The 15,106-nt window shown below is 63.5% G+C and carries 13 protein-coding genes; 9 read left to right on the top strand and 4 right to left on the bottom strand.

Features of this window, described 5'->3' with window-relative positions; translation table 11 throughout:
• The first annotated feature begins 60 nt into the window (after positions 1-60).
• The 5 genes from NKI64_RS10805 to NKI64_RS10785 all read left to right on the top strand — a co-directional run bounded on the left by NKI64_RS10805 (position 61) and on the right by NKI64_RS10785 (position 4,812).
• Entirely contained in the window at positions 61-1,455 is a 1,395-nt protein-coding gene (locus NKI64_RS10805) for a multicopper oxidase family protein (protein WP_023701827.1), read from the top strand.
• A 152-nt stretch (positions 1,456-1,607) separates the two neighbouring features.
• Positions 1,608-2,930, top strand: coding sequence for an NAD(P)H-dependent oxidoreductase (locus NKI64_RS10800; RefSeq protein ID WP_352656069.1), 1,323 nt, complete (start codon positions 1,608-1,610; stop codon positions 2,928-2,930).
• Between the two features lie 71 nt (positions 2,931-3,001).
• Positions 3,002-3,244 (top strand): type II toxin-antitoxin system VapB family antitoxin, encoded by a 243-nt coding sequence (locus tag NKI64_RS10795; protein WP_023689347.1) that lies wholly within the window; start codon positions 3,002-3,004, stop codon positions 3,242-3,244.
• A complete protein-coding gene (locus NKI64_RS10790) occupies positions 3,244-3,636 on the top strand; it encodes a type II toxin-antitoxin system VapC family toxin (RefSeq protein WP_023689346.1) in 393 nt (130 codons plus the stop codon). Before NKI64_RS10795 ends, NKI64_RS10790 begins: the two co-directional genes overlap by 1 nt.
• A 276-nt stretch (positions 3,637-3,912) precedes the next feature.
• On the top strand, positions 3,913-4,812 hold the full coding sequence (locus tag NKI64_RS10785; protein ID WP_352667976.1) for an MBL fold metallo-hydrolase: 900 nt from the start codon (positions 3,913-3,915) through the stop codon (positions 4,810-4,812).
• Between the two features lie 67 nt (positions 4,813-4,879).
• On the opposite strand, the gene proC is transcribed toward NKI64_RS10785, so the two are convergent.
• The 3 genes from proC to NKI64_RS10770 form a co-directional block, all read right to left on the bottom strand.
• Positions 4,880-5,695, bottom strand: a complete 816-nt coding sequence (gene proC, locus NKI64_RS10780; RefSeq protein ID WP_023727777.1) for a pyrroline-5-carboxylate reductase — start codon at positions 5,693-5,695, stop codon at positions 4,880-4,882.
• Positions 5,696-5,782: 87 nt separating this feature from the next.
• Positions 5,783-7,102, bottom strand: a complete 1,320-nt coding sequence (locus NKI64_RS10775; RefSeq protein WP_023689342.1) for an O-antigen ligase family protein — start codon at positions 7,100-7,102, stop codon at positions 5,783-5,785.
• Positions 7,071-8,069, bottom strand: coding sequence for a glycosyltransferase family 2 protein (locus NKI64_RS10770; protein ID WP_023727775.1), 999 nt, complete (start codon positions 8,067-8,069; stop codon positions 7,071-7,073). The genes NKI64_RS10775 and NKI64_RS10770 overlap by 32 nt, the downstream gene beginning before the upstream one ends.
• 172 nt (positions 8,070-8,241) lie before the next feature.
• Here NKI64_RS10770 and NKI64_RS10765 point away from each other — a divergent pair, with 172 nt between their 5' ends.
• The 3 genes from NKI64_RS10765 to NKI64_RS10755 are packed head-to-tail and all read left to right on the top strand — an operon-like array spanning position 8,242 to position 11,125.
• The gene (locus NKI64_RS10765; RefSeq protein WP_023669297.1) at positions 8,242-9,414 is read left to right on the top strand and encodes a glycosyltransferase; all 1,173 of its coding nucleotides are present in this window, start codon (positions 8,242-8,244) and stop codon (positions 9,412-9,414) included.
• The gene (locus NKI64_RS10760) at positions 9,411-10,205 is read left to right on the top strand and encodes a WecB/TagA/CpsF family glycosyltransferase (RefSeq protein ID WP_023669298.1); all 795 of its coding nucleotides are present in this window, start codon (positions 9,411-9,413) and stop codon (positions 10,203-10,205) included. Before NKI64_RS10765 ends, NKI64_RS10760 begins: the two co-directional genes overlap by 4 nt.
• A complete protein-coding gene (locus tag NKI64_RS10755) occupies positions 10,202-11,125 on the top strand; it encodes a DUF6492 family protein (protein WP_023669299.1) in 924 nt (307 codons plus the stop codon). The genes NKI64_RS10760 and NKI64_RS10755 overlap by 4 nt, the downstream gene beginning before the upstream one ends.
• Here the strand turns inward: NKI64_RS10755 and NKI64_RS10750 are convergent.
• On the bottom strand, positions 11,122-12,417 hold the full coding sequence (locus NKI64_RS10750; RefSeq protein WP_023669300.1) for a lipopolysaccharide biosynthesis protein: 1,296 nt from the start codon (positions 12,415-12,417) through the stop codon (positions 11,122-11,124). The two genes, NKI64_RS10755 and NKI64_RS10750, sit on opposite strands and share 4 nt — an antisense overlap.
• 198 nt (positions 12,418-12,615) lie before the next feature.
• Between NKI64_RS10750 and NKI64_RS10745 the strand changes: the two genes are divergently transcribed.
• Positions 12,616-14,904: a GumC family protein gene (locus tag NKI64_RS10745; protein ID WP_352667866.1), complete on the top strand. Its 2,289-nt coding sequence runs from the start codon at positions 12,616-12,618 to the stop codon at positions 14,902-14,904.
• The last annotated feature ends 202 nt before the right edge of the window (positions 14,905-15,106 follow it).

Below are 15,106 nucleotides of genomic sequence, written 5' to 3'. Positions count from 1 at the left end.
TGCGCCGGTCGCCGCCCGTCATTCAGGGCGGCAGGTAATCATATTCCGTTGGAGCGCCAGATGACCTCACTCACCCGCCGCAGGGTTTTGAAAACGGCTGCGGTTGCCGGCGTCGGCGGCGTTGGCCTTGCAGCGATGGCCAGGCTTGGTGGCTGGGCCGCGGCCGCACCGGAGCCGGTGGTTCTCAAGACGGCAAAGATCCAGGCCAGATTCATGGATATCGGCCAGACCCGCGATGTGCTGACTTATGGAGAGGCCGGAATGCCGCCGGTGCTCAGGATGAAAAAGGGCGAGCCCTTTGCCGCGCGTCTCGTCAACGCCATCGACGACCCGACGACCATCCATTGGCACGGCATTCGCGTTCCAAACAAGATGGACGGTGTTCCCTTCCTGGTTCAGCCTTACGTCTATACCGGCGATCATTTCGACTACGCCTTCACGCCGCCCGACGCCGGCACGTTCTGGTATCACCCGCATTGCAACACGCTGGAGCAGATGGGCCATGGCCTCACCGGCGTGATCGTGGTCGAGAACCCCAACGATCCAAAATTCGACGCCGAAGCCGTCGTCAATCTGCGCGACTGGCGCCTCGGCGACGACGCGCAGTTCATCCAGCAATTCCGGCCGCGCGATGCCGCAAAAACCGGAACCTATGGCACGGTGCGCACCGCCAACTGGCTCGACCAGCCGCAATTCGACGCGCCGGCCGGCGGGTTGGTGCGGCTGCGGGTCGCCATCACCGATGTCACCCGCATCTACGCTTTTCGCGTCGAGGGTGCGGAGGCCGCGGTCATCGCGCTCGACGGCAATCCGGTGCCGCAGCGTTTTGCGCCCGATGCCTTGCTGCTCGGACCGGGGCAGCGCATGGAGCTCGCCATCCGCATGCCTGACCAGGAGGGCGCGATCGTCAGCCTGGGCGACATCAGGGGCACCAAACCCAAGGTCCTCGCCACCTTGCGCGCTACCGGAAGCTCGCTTAAGCGCGATCTGCGCGACCTCGCACCGCTGGAAGCGAACCCGGTGCCGGAGGTGGATCTCGCCAGCGCGAAACACATCGCGCTCTCGCTCAGCGCCACCGCGGAAAACGTGCCGAGCGACAGCATATGTGGCACGCTCGGCTACTCCTTCTGGGCCATCAACAAGGTGCCGTGGCCCGGCGACACGCCGGACCCGACCGCGCCTTTGGCCGAGCTGAAGCTCGGCCAAAGCTATGTCATCGACCTGGAAAACCTGACGCCGCAATCGCATCCCATGCATCTGCACGGCATGAGCTTCAAGGTGCTGTCGTCTTCGACGCGCCAGGTTCAGCCGGTCATCTCCGACACCTATCTCATGCAGCCCAACGAGAAGGTTAAGCTTGGTTTCGTCGCTGACAATCCCGGCGACTGGCTGCTGCACTGCCACATCATCGAACATCAGAAAACCGGCATGACGAGCTATATCAGGGTGGTTTGACGCCGAGGCGGGTCAATCAGCCTCTACCGGGGTTGGCCTCACCTGCCGGGCCTGTTGTCGGAGAAATTGCCGCCGTCCGCTGGTTTCGTTGGCAAAGCGGGGCCGTTCCCTGCTATTCCCGCCTGCAATCAAGAAGCCGTGGACACGCTTGCATGACCAATGTCGCCCTGACCGGACTGGCCCGCGATCTCGCCAGGCGCGCCGCCGAGGGCCGCCCGGTGCGCATCGGCGTCATCGGCTCCGGCGAAATGGGCACCGACCTGGTCACGCAAGGCATGCTGATGCCCGGTATCGAGATCTGCGCCATCTCGACGCGGCGTCCGCACACGGCGCGTGACGCCATCCGCATCGCCTATGGCGACGAGGCGATGGCGGTCGAGGCCGACATGGGTTCGAAAGTAACCGCGGCGATCGAGGCTGGGAAAATCGCCATCACCTCGAACGAGATGCTGGTCACCAATCCGCTGGTCGACGTCGTGATCGACGCCACCGGCAAACCTGGTGTCGCCGCCGATTTCGACTTGAAGGCGATGGAGCACGGCAAGCACCTGGTGATGATGAATGTCGAGGCCGACGTCACGATCGGCTGCTACCTCAAGCAGCAGGCAGACCGGCTCGGCGTCGTCTATTCGGTCGGCGCCGGCGACGAGCCGTCGAGCTGCATGGAGCTGATCGAGTTTGCCACAGCGCTCGGCTACACCATCGTCTCGGCTGGCAAGGGCAAGAACAACCCGCTCAACCACGATGCCGTTCCGGACGACTATCGCGAGGAAGCGATCCGCCGCAACATGAACCCGCGCATGCTGGTCGAATTCGTCGACGGTTCCAAAACCATGGTCGAGATGTGCGCCATCGCCAACGCCACCGGGCTGGTCCCAGACGTTCCCGGCATGCACGGCCCAAAGGCCGACCGCGATCAGCTGGCCAATGTGCTCATCCCGAAGGCGGATGGCGGCATCCTGTTGAAGAAGGGCGTTGTCGACTACACCATCGGCAAGGGCGTGGCGCCCGGCGTGTTCGTCATCGTCGAGGCGACGCATCCGCGCATCGTCGAGCGCATGGACGACCTGCACATAGGCCACGGCCCCTATTACAGCTTCTTCCGGCCGTATCACCTGACCTCGCTGGAAGTGCCGCTGACCGCGGCGCGCATCATGCTCTATGGCCGGCCAGACATGGTGCCGCTGCCGAGGCCGGTCGCCGAGGTCTGCGCGGTGGCCAAGCGCGATCTCGCCATGGGCGAGACCTTCGATGCCATCGGCGAGACTTGCTACCGCTCATGGACCATGACCGTCGAAGAGGCGCGCGCCAATCGCGCAGTGCCGGTCGGCCTGCTCGAAGGCGGCAAGGTGCTGAAACCGGTGAGGAAGGGCGAACTGCTCACCGCCGACAATGCTACGCCCGACCGCACGACGAGGCTGTTCGCTTTGCGGAAGCTGCAGGATGATATGCTCTACGGGGCTGAGATGGCATGAACAGGCCAGCTCTCTGGCTTTGTCATGACAAGATCACTATATTGTAGTGACAGCGAACGGAGGCTTCCAGAATGAATCTCCAGATCAGAGACCCGCGCGCCCGTGACCTCGCCCGGCAGCTTGCCGAAAAGCGAAAGATTTCCTTGACCGAAGCGGTGATCGAAGCGCTCGAATCCGAGCTTCAGCGCGAACGTGAACGAGTTCCGTTGGCTGAGCGGCTGGCCGCCATATCGAACGATCTGAAGGCCAAGGCGGGAAGCGGCGGCAGGGATTTGACTAAGGATGAGATCGACGAGATGTGGGGACATTCCTGATGTTCATCGACACCTCGGTGGTGATCGCTGTCCTCGCCGGAGAGGAAGACGCCGCCGATTGGAGCCGCCGGATCGGGCAGGCCTCGGTACGGATCACATCCCCGCTGGTCGTGCTCGAAGCGGCGATGCGGCTTTCATCGAAGTTGGTGGTGGAGCCGCTCTTCGCCGAAAAGGCGATAGAGGACTTCCTGCGTGAGGCCGAGATCGAGGTGGTTCCGATCGAAATCGGTGATGCCAAGCTCGCGATCCAGGCTTTTTCGACCTATGGCAAAGGTCGCGGCCACCCGGCTCAGCTCAATCTCGCTGACTGCCTGTCATATGCCTCGGCAAAAAGCTGTGGGATGCCCTTGCTCTACAAAGGGAAAGACTTTTCCCACACCGATCTGGCCTGATCCTACTCCCCCAGTTCACGATTCGGTCCAGCAGCTTCGTCAGCCGCTCCCGCCCAGCAGGCCAAATGCTGCCGCGGTCGCGCCATGGGGCTGTTGACCTACTCGCGCAACACGCCTGGTCATTGCGCTCGTGCTGACGACGCAGACCATCGGCTGCCATTGTATGATCCATTCATACAGTCTGTCTCCTTGATCCGGGTTTTTCAAACGATGCCGAGATGCCAATCTCCGAACGATCAGTTGAACCCCCATTGAGGACTGAAATTCTTGCAAACCATTTGGACAAGACGCGAGACGATGAAAACCCTTCTGGCAACGGGCATGGTTGCCATGCTTCAGCGTCTGGCTTTTGCAGCCAAGGCCGCCGCCAAGCTGGAATGGACCTATTTTCAGGCTGACGAGAATGGTTTCCGCCGCACGCCGGTGCTGCTGACCGGGGAAAAAGAAGCCATCCTCCTCGACGGCGGATTTACCCTGTCCGATGGCCGTGCGGTCGCGGATGCGATCAAGGCGACGGGCAAGACCCTGACGACGATCTATGTCAGTTGCAGCGACCCTGACTATTATTTTGGCCTGCGTCCCGTCGCGGATGCTTTCCCCGGCGCCAAGATCATCGCGGCCGCTGCGACGGTGGCGGCCATCAAAGCCAATGTGCAAGCCAAGCTGGATGTCTGGGGCCCGCAGCTCAAGGACAATGGACCGAAGGTCCTGGCGGATGTCGTCATTCCCGAGGCATCCGATATCACCTCACTTGAAGTCGAAGGAAACAAGATCGAGATCGTCACCGTCGCCGATCTGAAAGACCGCCGCTATCTCTGGGTGCCCAGCCTTGAAGCGGTGTTCGGCGGCGTGCTGATCTCGTCGGGCGTGCATGTCTGGGTTGCCGACGAGCCAACCGTAGACGACCGCAAGAAATGGATTGCCGCGCTCAACGAAATCGCGTCCCGCAAACCCAACATCGTGGTGCCGTCCCATCAGGTAGCCGGTGCACCGGACGGTCTGGCGGCCGTGGAATTCACCCGCGCCTACCTCGAAGCTTTCAATAAGGAAGCCGAAAAAGCGAAATCCAGCGTCGAGCTGATTGCAGCGATGAAGCGGCGCTATCCTGATCTTCTTGACGTCTCGTCGCTGGAACTGGGAGCAAAGGTCGCCAAGGGTGAAATGAAGTGGGGCTGATACGGTTGGCCCGGGGCTAAGGCAGGAGCACACGGGCCACCTACAGCCCTGACGTATCGCGAACGGTTTACTTCCCCAATTCCACCGACCGCAGCCGTGCCGCTTCGACTGCTTCGGTCAGCAGCTTCGTCAGCCGGTCTTCGCCCATCAGTACGGCAAGGGCGGCTGCCGTGGTTCCGTTGGGGCTGGTCACCTGCTGGCGCAGGACGCCGGGCTTCTCGCCGCTTTCGGCAGCGAGTGCAGCAGCGCCATAGACGGTCTGCATGGCAAGCAGCCTGGCGGTCTCGGTCGGCAGCCCGGCCTTCTCGGCTGCAACCGTAAGCGCCTCGATGAAATGGAAGATGTAGGCCGGACCGGACCCCGAAACCGCCGTCACCGCGTCCATCAGGCCTTCGTCGTCGATCGTCGTCACCACACCGCTCGCCGACAGCAGCTCGGCAACGAAACGCCTGATGTCGTCGGTCACCAGCGGGTTGGAATAGACCACCATCATGCCCTTGCCGATCGCGGCCGGCGTGTTGGGCATGCAGCGGATGACAGGCGCGAGATGGCCGAGTATGTGCTCGAAGGTGGCGACCGGCGTGCCCGCGGCGATGCTGACGAAGGTGGTCCTGCCGTCGCCGAAGCGCTTGTAGGCGGCGGTGACGTCGCGGATCACCTGCGGCTTGACGGCGATGACGACGAGGTCGGGCTCTGCGTCGGCGGGGATCCCGTTCGCGTCCGCGGCGACACTGCAACCGAGGTGCTCGGCGCGCTTGCGCAATTCGGCATTGGGCTCGACCACGAACACGGCTTGCGGGGCAAGCTTGCCGGATTTCAGCCAGCCCGCAAGCATGGCGTAACCCATATTGCCGCAACCGGCGAGAACAAGCCTGATCGTCATTGAGAGCCCTCCGAGACAAGGGTTCTCCTTAGACGCTAGCGGGCAGACGGGAAAGCCCCTCAAGGGGTGCTGGATCAGGCCAGCCGGTCAAGGTCGCCGGCGTACCGCGATCGGCCGCAGCGACACTTGCCGCAAGCCAAGCACGCCGAGCACGAAGAACAGCCACACCGGGTCGCCGCGATGGAAGAAGAAGCTTTCCAGGAACGCGTTCAGCGCCGTGAACAGCACCACCATCATGAAGAAGTCACCGAGATAGATGTTCTCCTTGCGCGGCGGGATGCGCATGTAGTCGCGCAGCGGCGCGATCACGAAAGTGTAGACGGCAACGCACAGCGCCGGGATGCCCATCAGCACCGCAATGTCGAGATAGCCGTCATGGCCATGCACGATGGTCCGGATGTCCCAGGCCCGGTCGAAAGGCTGGTCCTGGCTCAGCAGCAGCGGCGTGCCCCAGAAGCTTTCATAGCCGTAGCCGGTCCAGGGCTTCTTCGCCAGCATCTCGCCGGAGAACTCCCACAGCGTCGTGCGCCCGGTATAGGTGAGGTCGGGGAAATAGGTGGCCGCCAGCTCTTTCACCGGCGGGATGAAGACGATGCCTAAGGTACCGATGGCCGTCGCAATGATCGCCAGTGCAAACAGGATCGGCGTGCCGAACCGCATGCCGATCAGGCCCGGCAGCACGACGATCAGGATCGAGAACGGCACCAGGCCGGCCGTCGTCTTGGATCCGGTGTGCAGCATGAAGATCATCGCCGCGCCGAAGATCGCCACGCCCCAGAATTTCTGGCCGCGCCGGAAGAGATAGAGGCCGGCGAAGCTGAAGCAGGCCATGATTGGTCCGGCAATGTTCTTGTGGGCGAACACACCACGCCACAGGCCGGCATGTTCGGGCTCCTGCGAATCGGCCGTATGCAGGGCCTCATGCGGAAAGACGATGAGGCCGATATAGGACAGGCCGATAACGACGATCGCGCAGAATATGATGACTTTCGAAAAACTGTCGGCATCGCGCGGCAGCACCAGGACCGTCGCTATCGTCAGAACGCCAAGCAGCGTGAAGAAGGCCGCGCGCATGGCCGAGGACGGGTCGGTCGCGTTGATGACCGAAAGCATGAAAAAGCCGAGCATCAGAATCCAGGACGGGCTGAGCAGCGAGCGCACCACCTTGGGGTCGGCGAACGTCAGCAGTGAGAAGATCGAAATGGCGCCGAGCGAACTGAAGCCGAGCTGGTTGACGATGTCGCCGCCGTCGCCGGTCAGTTCCGCGCCTGCCGGCTGAAACGGCCGGAACGACACGATGACGACGGCAAACAACAGCGCGGCAATCGCCGTCGCCACGCCGTCGCGGGTGACGATGCCGCCCAGCAGCAGCTCGTCAGTTCTTCTCAGGCTGCCTGTATTGCTCATTGGCGTATCCGAATTCGGCAAGCACGCGGCCGAGCGAGACATAGACGGGGTAAAGCGCCGTCGACAGCGATCCTGTCCGCGCCAATTTGATTGCGCCGCGCACGGGCGAGGCTATCAGCAGCGCCAGGCTTTTTGCAAACACCTTGGCGCCGGCGAATGGCGTGCCGGCGCGCTTCTTCTTTTCGACCAGCGTCGAGATTACACCGTTGCGTAAGGATCGGGCGCGGATCCAGTCAGCCTCGACGCGCCGGGCCGGAACGCCTTCGCGCACCTTTGCCTCGGCGCACCAGCCAAGCACGAAACCTTTCCGCGCAGACCGGCTGAGAAAGTCGGAATCGCCGCCGCCCATGAAGTTGAACCGCAGGTCGAGGAAGGGTGGCCCCATGATGGTGAGCACATTGCGCCCGACCAGAAGGTTGCCCGAGGAATAGAGTGCGGCCACGCGCCCGGTCTGGCGATAGGGCGGCGCAAACACCGGGTGCTCGGCCCATTTGGCGTGAGCAGGATCGGTAAACACCGGCACTTGCGGGCCACCGACAATGTCGGCGCCAAGCGTCTCCGCCGTCCTGCACATGCGCTCCAGCCAGTCCGCGTCGGCGATCTCGTCATCGTCGATGACCAGCAAATGGCGGAAATCCGGAAAATGCAGGATCGCCGTCTGCCAGCCAGCATTGTAGGCACTGCAATTGCCCCGCTCATGCGCGATGATGACCATGCCCTTCATATCGTCGCGTTCGAACAGCGGCACGGCCGCCTGGGCGCCCTCACGCGCCTCGGCCTCGTTTTCGATGACGATGACGGCGAAGCGCCGGCTGGTTTGCTGTGCCTTGAGCGACGCCAGCGTTTCGAGCAGCAGTTGCGGCCGCTTGAAGGTCGGCAGCGTGACGACGGCTTCCATCGTCTCTGCGGCGAGCCCCGGAGAGCGTCCCGCAATCGATACCGAACCGTCCGATGGCAAAGGGATCATCCGCTCCAGCCGCATGTTTTGAATCTGGCTTTCGATAACACCGCGACGATAACGTTTCGTTAATCACCTTTCGCAGCGGCGCCTGCCGGTCCGCGCCTTTCAGCCGTTGCGTTGCGTGATTTAATCAAGGGTTCACCCAGCTTTGCTAGTGGCTGACGCCTGGATAGGTGAGATGCATCTGCTGTTCGCCACATCGATCGTGCCCGACGGCGCTCTCGCTTCGGGCTATGAGATCGCCAATGCTGCGATCATCGCCGCCTTGCGGCGCGCCGGCGTGCGCGTCACCGTCATCGGCTTCATCTGGCCGGGCAAGGCGCCCAGCGACCCCGAAAACACCATCGTGCTCGGCGCCGTCGACGTGCGCACGGAAAGCGCCTCGGCGCGGCAGAAGCTCGCCTGGCTTGGCAAGGCGGTGCTGTCAGGGCTCACCTTCGCTTCCGTGAAGCTGCGCGCGGTTTCCGACAGCGAAGTCCGTGCCGCGATCGAGCGCGCCGGTCCCTTCGACGGCTATGTCCTGAATTCGGTGCAGTTCGCCGGCGCCTTTGAAAAACTGTTCGCCGACCGTCCCTCGATTTTCGTCGCCCACAATGTCGAACATGGTTCGGCCAAAGAGAATGCGGCAGCAGCAAACAGTCGCTTCCAGCGCCTGCTGTTTGCCCGCGAGGCCAGGCTGCTCAAGACCATGGAGGAGCGGCTCTGCCGCCGGGCTCGCTTCGTCTTCACGCTGGCCGAGGAAGACCGCGCCGCACTCGGCGTTGCCAGCGACGACCGCTCGGCGGTGCTGCCGCTGGTGACCACTGCCACGGCGCCAAAGCCGGTCAAGCCGCGCCGCATCGATTGCGACGCGGCGCTGATCGGCACTTGGACCTGGCAGCCGAACCGCATCGGCCTCGACTGGTTCCTGGAAAAAGTCGTGCCGCATCTTCGCCGGAGCTTTCGCATCAGGGTCGCCGGCAACATGCCGTCGGATATCACCTCTGCCCATCCCGGTGTCGAATTTGTCGGCCGCGTGTCCGACGCCCAGAATTTCGTGCGCGGCGCCGCCGTCATTCCACTGATCAGCACCGCGGGCAGCGGCGTTCAGCTCAAGACCATCGAAACCTTCGAGCTCGGCCTGCCGTCGGTCGCCACCAGCCGTTCGCTGCGCGGCATCGATCATCGCCCGGCAAATTGCTTCGTCACCGACGATCCGGCCGCCTTCGCCGGCGCGCTGGAGGCAGCGGCGGCCGATGTCAAGGATGTCGATGGCAGCGCCTTTCACCGCCGGCAGATCAAGGCACTGGATGCCGCCATCAGGCTCGGCCTGGAAAAGCTCGGGTCGGTGGGGGAGGAGGTGTTTGCATGAACATGCACACCGCCCGCGCCGCCTTCGGGCTCGATACGCTGAAGACGATCCTTGGCATTTCGGTCCTTGCCATCGGCTGGGATGACGCGATCGCGCTGCTCGCTCGTCTGATTGCCGAGCGGCGCTTCACCAAGGTCAGTTTTCTCAACGCTCACAACGCCAACATCGCCTCTACCGATCCGGTCTTTGCCGAGGCGCTCGACGATTTCCTCATCCTGCCTGACGGCGTTGGCGTCGATCTGGCGGCAAAGCTGCTCTACGGCGCGCCGTTCCCGGACAATCTCAACGGCACTGATCTCATTCCGGCCTTTCTGCAGGCATCGGCGAGGCCGCTGACCGTCGGGTTGCTTGGCGCCACCCGCGCCAACGCCGAGGCGGCGTCGGTCAGGCTAGCCGCTCTGGCGGTGCAGCACGAATTCGTCGTCATCCATGACGGCTATTTCTCCCCCGCCGAAGAGCAGGCGATCGTCGATCGCATCGAGGCATTGCGGCCCGACGTGCTGCTTGTGGCCATGGGCGTGCCGCGCCAGGAATTGTGGATCGCCCGTCATATCGATGCCCGCCACTGCACGCTGCCGATCGCCGTCGGCGCGCTGCTCGATTTTCTCTCCGGCACGGTGCCGCGGGCGCCTCTGTGGATGCGCCAGCTGAGGCTCGAATGGTTGTTCCGTCTGTGCATCGAGCCCGGCCGGCTGTGGCGCCGCTACGTCGTCGGCAATCCGGTGTTCCTGCTGCGTGTCGTCAGGCAGAAATTCTCGCGTCGGCCCGAGCCCGCCGGAGAGTTGCGGTGAACAGCCGCGTCGTGCCGAGCCCTGCAGCCGAGACCGGTGCCCTGCCGCAAACGCCGACGGCGGCGGTGGTGACCGCCAGCTATGCGCCGGATTTCGAACGCTGCCGCCTGTTGTGCGAGACCCTCGACCGCCATGTCTCCGGCTTGGCGCATCATTACATTCTGGTCGAGCACCGCGACGTGGCGCTGTTTCGCCAGTTGGAAAACGACCGCCGCAGCGTTGTCGACGAGCGCGACCTGCTGCCGCGCTGGCTGCGTGTGTTCGACGATCCGATGAGCCTCTTTCGCCGTCGCATCTGGCTCAGTCTCAAGACCCAGCCGCTGCGCGGCTGGCATGTGCAGCAGCTGCGCCGCATCGCCATCGCTGCGCATGCTGGAGAAGACGTGCTGGTCTTCTGCGATTCCGACGTCGCCTTCCTCAAGCCATTCGATCTGAGCGCCTTCTGGCGCGACGGCAAGGTGCGGCTGTTCCGGCGCGACGGCGTGCTGTCGAGCGACGGTCACGACGAGCATCGCATCTGGTCGCGCAATGCGGCCTCGGCGATTGGTATCGATGCATCCGAGGTTTCGAACCACGACTATATTTCGACGCTGATCGCCTGGCGCCGTCAGACCGTGACGGCGATGTGCGCCGAGATCGAGAAGGTGCACGCGCGCGGCTGGGTCGAGGTCATCGCTTCAGTGCGCCGGTTCTCCGAATGCATGATCTATGGCCGCTATGTCGACGATGTGCTGGGGGGCGCCGGCCATTTCCACGGCTCGGAGGAATTCTGCCGCGTGCACTGGACCGGGGAGGCGCTGTCGGATGACGAATTCCGCAGCTTCGTCGCCGCTATGGCACCGGGGCAGGTGGCGATCGGCATGCAATCCTTCATCGGCACCGATATCGGCCGCATCCGCCGCCTGATCGGATTGGCTTAGATTGCCTTGGCGGGCTTGCGCAGCGCCGAATAGGTCAGCAGCGCCGAGGCGAGATAGAGCAGCAGGAAGACGACATTGAGCGATACGACAAGCCTGGGCGTGTCGGCAATCGTGGTCAGCACATAGGTCAACAGCACCGCCTTCAGCCCCGCCAGCAGGCCGAGGTTGAGCGCCCTGAGCGCGGTCTGGCCGCGCGCGAACAGCAGCTCGGCCTGGTATTCGACCAGGTTGCGCAGTCCCGGCACGCCGATTGCCAACGCCACCAAGGGCGCCGCCTCGGCGACATTCCGGCCAAGTGCATTGGGGAAGAAATGCAGCACGATGCCGAGTGCGGCCAGTGCCAATGTCGACACCAGGAACACGCCGGCTTCGATACCGCTCTTGACCCGCAGTCGCGACAACAGCTCCGGCGCCCGCATCATCCTCTGCACCAGCATCATCGAGAAGGTGCGGATCGGGATTGCCGTCAGGTCGACCAGCCGCATGATGATGGCATAGATGCCGGCCAGATGCGGCCCGCCGATCGCCAGCACGAGCAGCTTGTCGAATTCCGACTGCAGGTAGAACAGCACTTCGGCTCCTGCAACATAGATCGAATCGGCAAGCCGCCTGAGATAGAGCTCGGTGCGCAGCCTCAGCCGCTGGCGTGGATAATAGAAGCCGAAGGCCAGCAGCAGCGAGGCGGCGTTGGCGCCGATGTAGAACAACGACCAGATCCAGACGCTGTGCTGGCCCGATAGCATGAACAGCACGGCGCCCAGCGCGCGGAACGCCGTGGCCACGATCGACAGCACGGCGGCGCGGCCGAATTTGCCGAGCCCGTTGTTGACGATCAGCACCACCTCGACCGGCCGCCACAAAAGCGCCTCTGCAAAGACGATTGCGGCAAAGACGGCCAGCGGAACGGTGCTGGCGAAGAAGATCAGGTAGACGCCCCAGGAGGCCGCCGCCAGCAGTGGTAAGGACACGGCGCCAAGCAAAAGGAAGCCGGCGGTGAAGGTGCCGATCAGATTGGGGCGGATGGTGGCTGTGCGGTAAAGCGCCGAGATGAAGCCGAAAGCGAGGATGCGCGACAGCATGACGCCGGCCGCCGAGGCGGTGGCGAACATGCCGAACTCGGCAATCGACAGCGTGTTGGCAAGTGCGATGAAATAGGCAAGCGAGAACACCAGCCGCCCGCCGGCGCCGCTGATGGCTGAAAGATAGTCGCGAACCAGTCCCCGTCTTTCGGCGAGGAAGGTGCCGATGCGGGCGAGTGTCCGCCTTTGCGGTATGTCGCTGGCCTGCGTCATATCGAGGAAAGCCGTAAGCCGCAAAGCTTAACGTGCGGTTCTGACGCCATTTTACAGATCCCGGCAATGCGTGGCGAAGCGAGAAACTTTCACTTGCAGACTTCGGAAATTAACCTTTTGTTTCCCATGCCTGTTTAGCGTGACTTAACGATTGGCCGACCGCCGCTCCTGCGCCGTCGAAGGTAAAGTTTCGAGACAATGGTCGACAGGGAAAACCGTGAAGACTGGAGGCGCGAGCGCTCCCTCCTGGCGCTCGGCAAAGCCGTGCGCGGCGATGAGGCGGCGGATGCGTCGGCGGTCTCGATCGGTGACCGGGTGGATCCGTCATGGCGCGAGGACGCCGCCACGCGTCACCGCATAGCCCGCTCGCAACGCGAGGCGCGGTCGAATCCGGCGCCAACGTCACCGCCCGAGCCGCCGCAGTTCCAGGCCGACGGCGAACCCGTTTCGGCCGCCAGCGCGCGTGAGGAGCCTGTTTCCGGCCGGCGTCAGCAGCACGCCGCCTATGAGCTCCGCTCTTTCCACGAGCAGCGACCGGACCGCGACGACGATGACGGGCAGGAATGGAAGCCGCTGATCGATCCGCTCCAGGTCGTCCGCGGCATTAGTCGTTCCAAGTTGCTGATCGTCTCGACTACGATATTGGGCACGGTGCTCGGCGTCGCCGTCGCCGTTTCGACACCGAAGAAATACGAAGCCACCACACAGATGGTCATCGAGCCAGGCGACCTGAAGCTTTCCGACAACGATCTCACCCAACCGGTCGGGCAGCCCGATGCGGCGCTGGCTGTTGTCGAAACCCGCATCAAGATGGTGACATCCGGCAAGGTCCTCGACAAGGTCGTGGCCGATCTCAATCTCGTCGACGATCCGGAATTCAACGGACAGGGCTCTGGCGGCCTTGGCGTCCTGTCGCTCATTCGCTCGATACTGTCGCGCCAGGATGGCCCTGGCGGCGGCGGTGAAGTGCGCCGCCAGGCGCTGGCGGTCGGCAATCTGGCCAAGAGCCTGTCGGTTGAGCGCAGCGGCAAGAGCTTTGTCGTTTCCATCAGCGCCACCACTCAAAGCGCCGACAAATCGGCGAAGATAGCCAATACGACCAGGGACGTTTTCCAGCAGGAGGCGGCCCAATACCAGTTCGGGATGGCCGGGCGCGCGACGGACCAGCTGACGGCCAAGCTCGATGACCTGCGCAAGAATGTCGAGACAGCGGAGCGCAAGGTCGAGGATTTCAGGGCCACGCATGATCTCGTCGACGCGCAGGGCCATCTGATCAGCGACGACCAGATGCTGAAGCTCAACGAGCAGCTCTCAGTCACCCGGGCCCGTACGCTGGAACTCAATGCCCGGGCCGCGTCGGCGCGTTCGCTGGACGTCAATTCGGTCATCAACGGCACCTTGCCGGAAGAAATCAATTCCAACACGATGAGCGAACTGCGCGCGCAATATGCAGTTTTGAAGCAGGAGGCCGACCGCGCCGCCGTGCGTCTGGGACCGCGTCATCCCGAATACCAGGCGCTCAACGCCCAGCTCGACGGCTCGCGCGAGCGCATCGCAGGCGAACTGCGCCGCATCGCCTCGTCGCTGCAGGTCGATTTGAAGCGCTCGGTTCAGCTTGAGCAGGATCTCGCTTCCCGCCTGGCTCAGGCAAAGGTCCAGAGCGGCGACGTCAACAGCGATCTGGTCAGCCTGCGCGAACTGGAGCGTGACGCCACGGCCAAACGCTCCGTCTACGAACAGTACCTTCTGCGCGCCAAGGAGACCGGCGAACAGCAAAACATCAACACCACCAACATCAATCTGATGACCCCCGCGCAACCGCCGCTCGAACCCAACGGACCGTCGCGGGCTGTAATAGCGATGGCCGGCCTGCTGCTCGGGCTTGCTTCGGGCATCGGTGTCGGCGCCATGCGCGGCGCCTTAGCCAGCCTGCGCGGCGCTGCCAATTCGCGTTCGCGCGGCAGAATGGACGAGCGCCCCCCTCCGGTCGAGGACAAGGTCTATCGCGCGCCGCTGCCTGTGGCGCCGCCACCGGCAGCACCTCCGGTGTTGCCGACCGCGGCCGCTCCCGCCCGGAGCCCAGGTCTGTTCGACGGACTGTTCTCGGCGATGCGCAAAGCCGCGCCGGGTAGCGGGACGTCAGGCGAACCCGTCGAGACCTACCGCGCCCAACCAGCCGCCGAATATACAAGGCCGGTGCAGGAGCCTGTGGGCTATCGCCAGCCGGACTTCCGGAACGAGGTTCCGCACGCCAATTCCCCTGCGCAGCAGCCTGGCTACGCGCAGCCTCGTCAGCCGGCTGACTATGCCTATTCGCAGGCTCAGCCGATGCCCGCGGCGTCCGGGCCGTGGTCTTCTCCGCAGCCCGCTGGGGCGGCGCCGGAAGACCAGCAGGCGCAAATCGACGATATCCGCGCCAGCCTGCGCGAATTTCGCGAAGCGGTGCGCGAACTCACCGAAAGCCGTTCGCACCGCCGCTATTTCTGAGCAATTCCAGGAAAAGTGTGAAACGGTTTTCCCGGGAAAAGCGCGTAGCGCGCTTTCCCTTGGGAATTGCGTCAAAACAAGAAATAGAGCGGTTCAGCCTTTCCGTGAAAGGATGAGTCGCTCTGAGCCCGTCAGCACAGAATAAAAGCTGCCGGTTTCGAGTTTACGGCATGTGACGGCGCTTTGACGGGATTGCTTAGGC

Source organism: Mesorhizobium sp. M0478 (assembly GCF_040321305.1).
Lineage (GTDB): Bacteria > Pseudomonadota > Alphaproteobacteria > Rhizobiales > Rhizobiaceae > Mesorhizobium.
The sequence above is the reverse complement of the archived record's forward strand: the minus strand, read 5'-3'. Positions and strand labels throughout refer to the sequence as shown.

Excerpts from the sequence above, each read along its gene's own strand:
- NKI64_RS10805 (WP_023701827.1), top strand. The coding sequence starts at position 61 with ATGACCTCACTCACCCGCCGCAGGGTTTTGAAAACGGCTGCGGTTGCC.
- NKI64_RS10800 (WP_352656069.1), top strand. The coding sequence starts at position 1,608 with ATGACCAATGTCGCCCTGACCGGACTGGCCCGCGATCTCGCCAGGCGC.
- NKI64_RS10795 (WP_023689347.1), top strand. The coding sequence starts at position 3,002 with ATGAATCTCCAGATCAGAGACCCGCGCGCCCGTGACCTCGCCCGGCAG.
- NKI64_RS10790 (WP_023689346.1), top strand. The coding sequence starts at position 3,244 with ATGTTCATCGACACCTCGGTGGTGATCGCTGTCCTCGCCGGAGAGGAA.
- proC (WP_023727777.1), bottom strand. The coding sequence starts at position 5,695 with ATGACGATCAGGCTTGTTCTCGCCGGTTGCGGCAATATGGGTTACGCC.
- NKI64_RS10775 (WP_023689342.1), bottom strand. The coding sequence starts at position 7,102 with ATGAGCAATACAGGCAGCCTGAGAAGAACTGACGAGCTGCTGCTGGGC.
- NKI64_RS10770 (WP_023727775.1), bottom strand. The coding sequence starts at position 8,069 with ATGATCCCTTTGCCATCGGACGGTTCGGTATCGATTGCGGGACGCTCT.
- NKI64_RS10765 (WP_023669297.1), top strand. The coding sequence starts at position 8,242 with ATGCATCTGCTGTTCGCCACATCGATCGTGCCCGACGGCGCTCTCGCT.
- NKI64_RS10760 (WP_023669298.1), top strand. The coding sequence starts at position 9,411 with ATGAACATGCACACCGCCCGCGCCGCCTTCGGGCTCGATACGCTGAAG.
- NKI64_RS10750 (WP_023669300.1), bottom strand. The coding sequence starts at position 12,417 with ATGACGCAGGCCAGCGACATACCGCAAAGGCGGACACTCGCCCGCATC.
- NKI64_RS10745 (WP_352667866.1), top strand. The coding sequence starts at position 12,616 with ATGGTCGACAGGGAAAACCGTGAAGACTGGAGGCGCGAGCGCTCCCTC.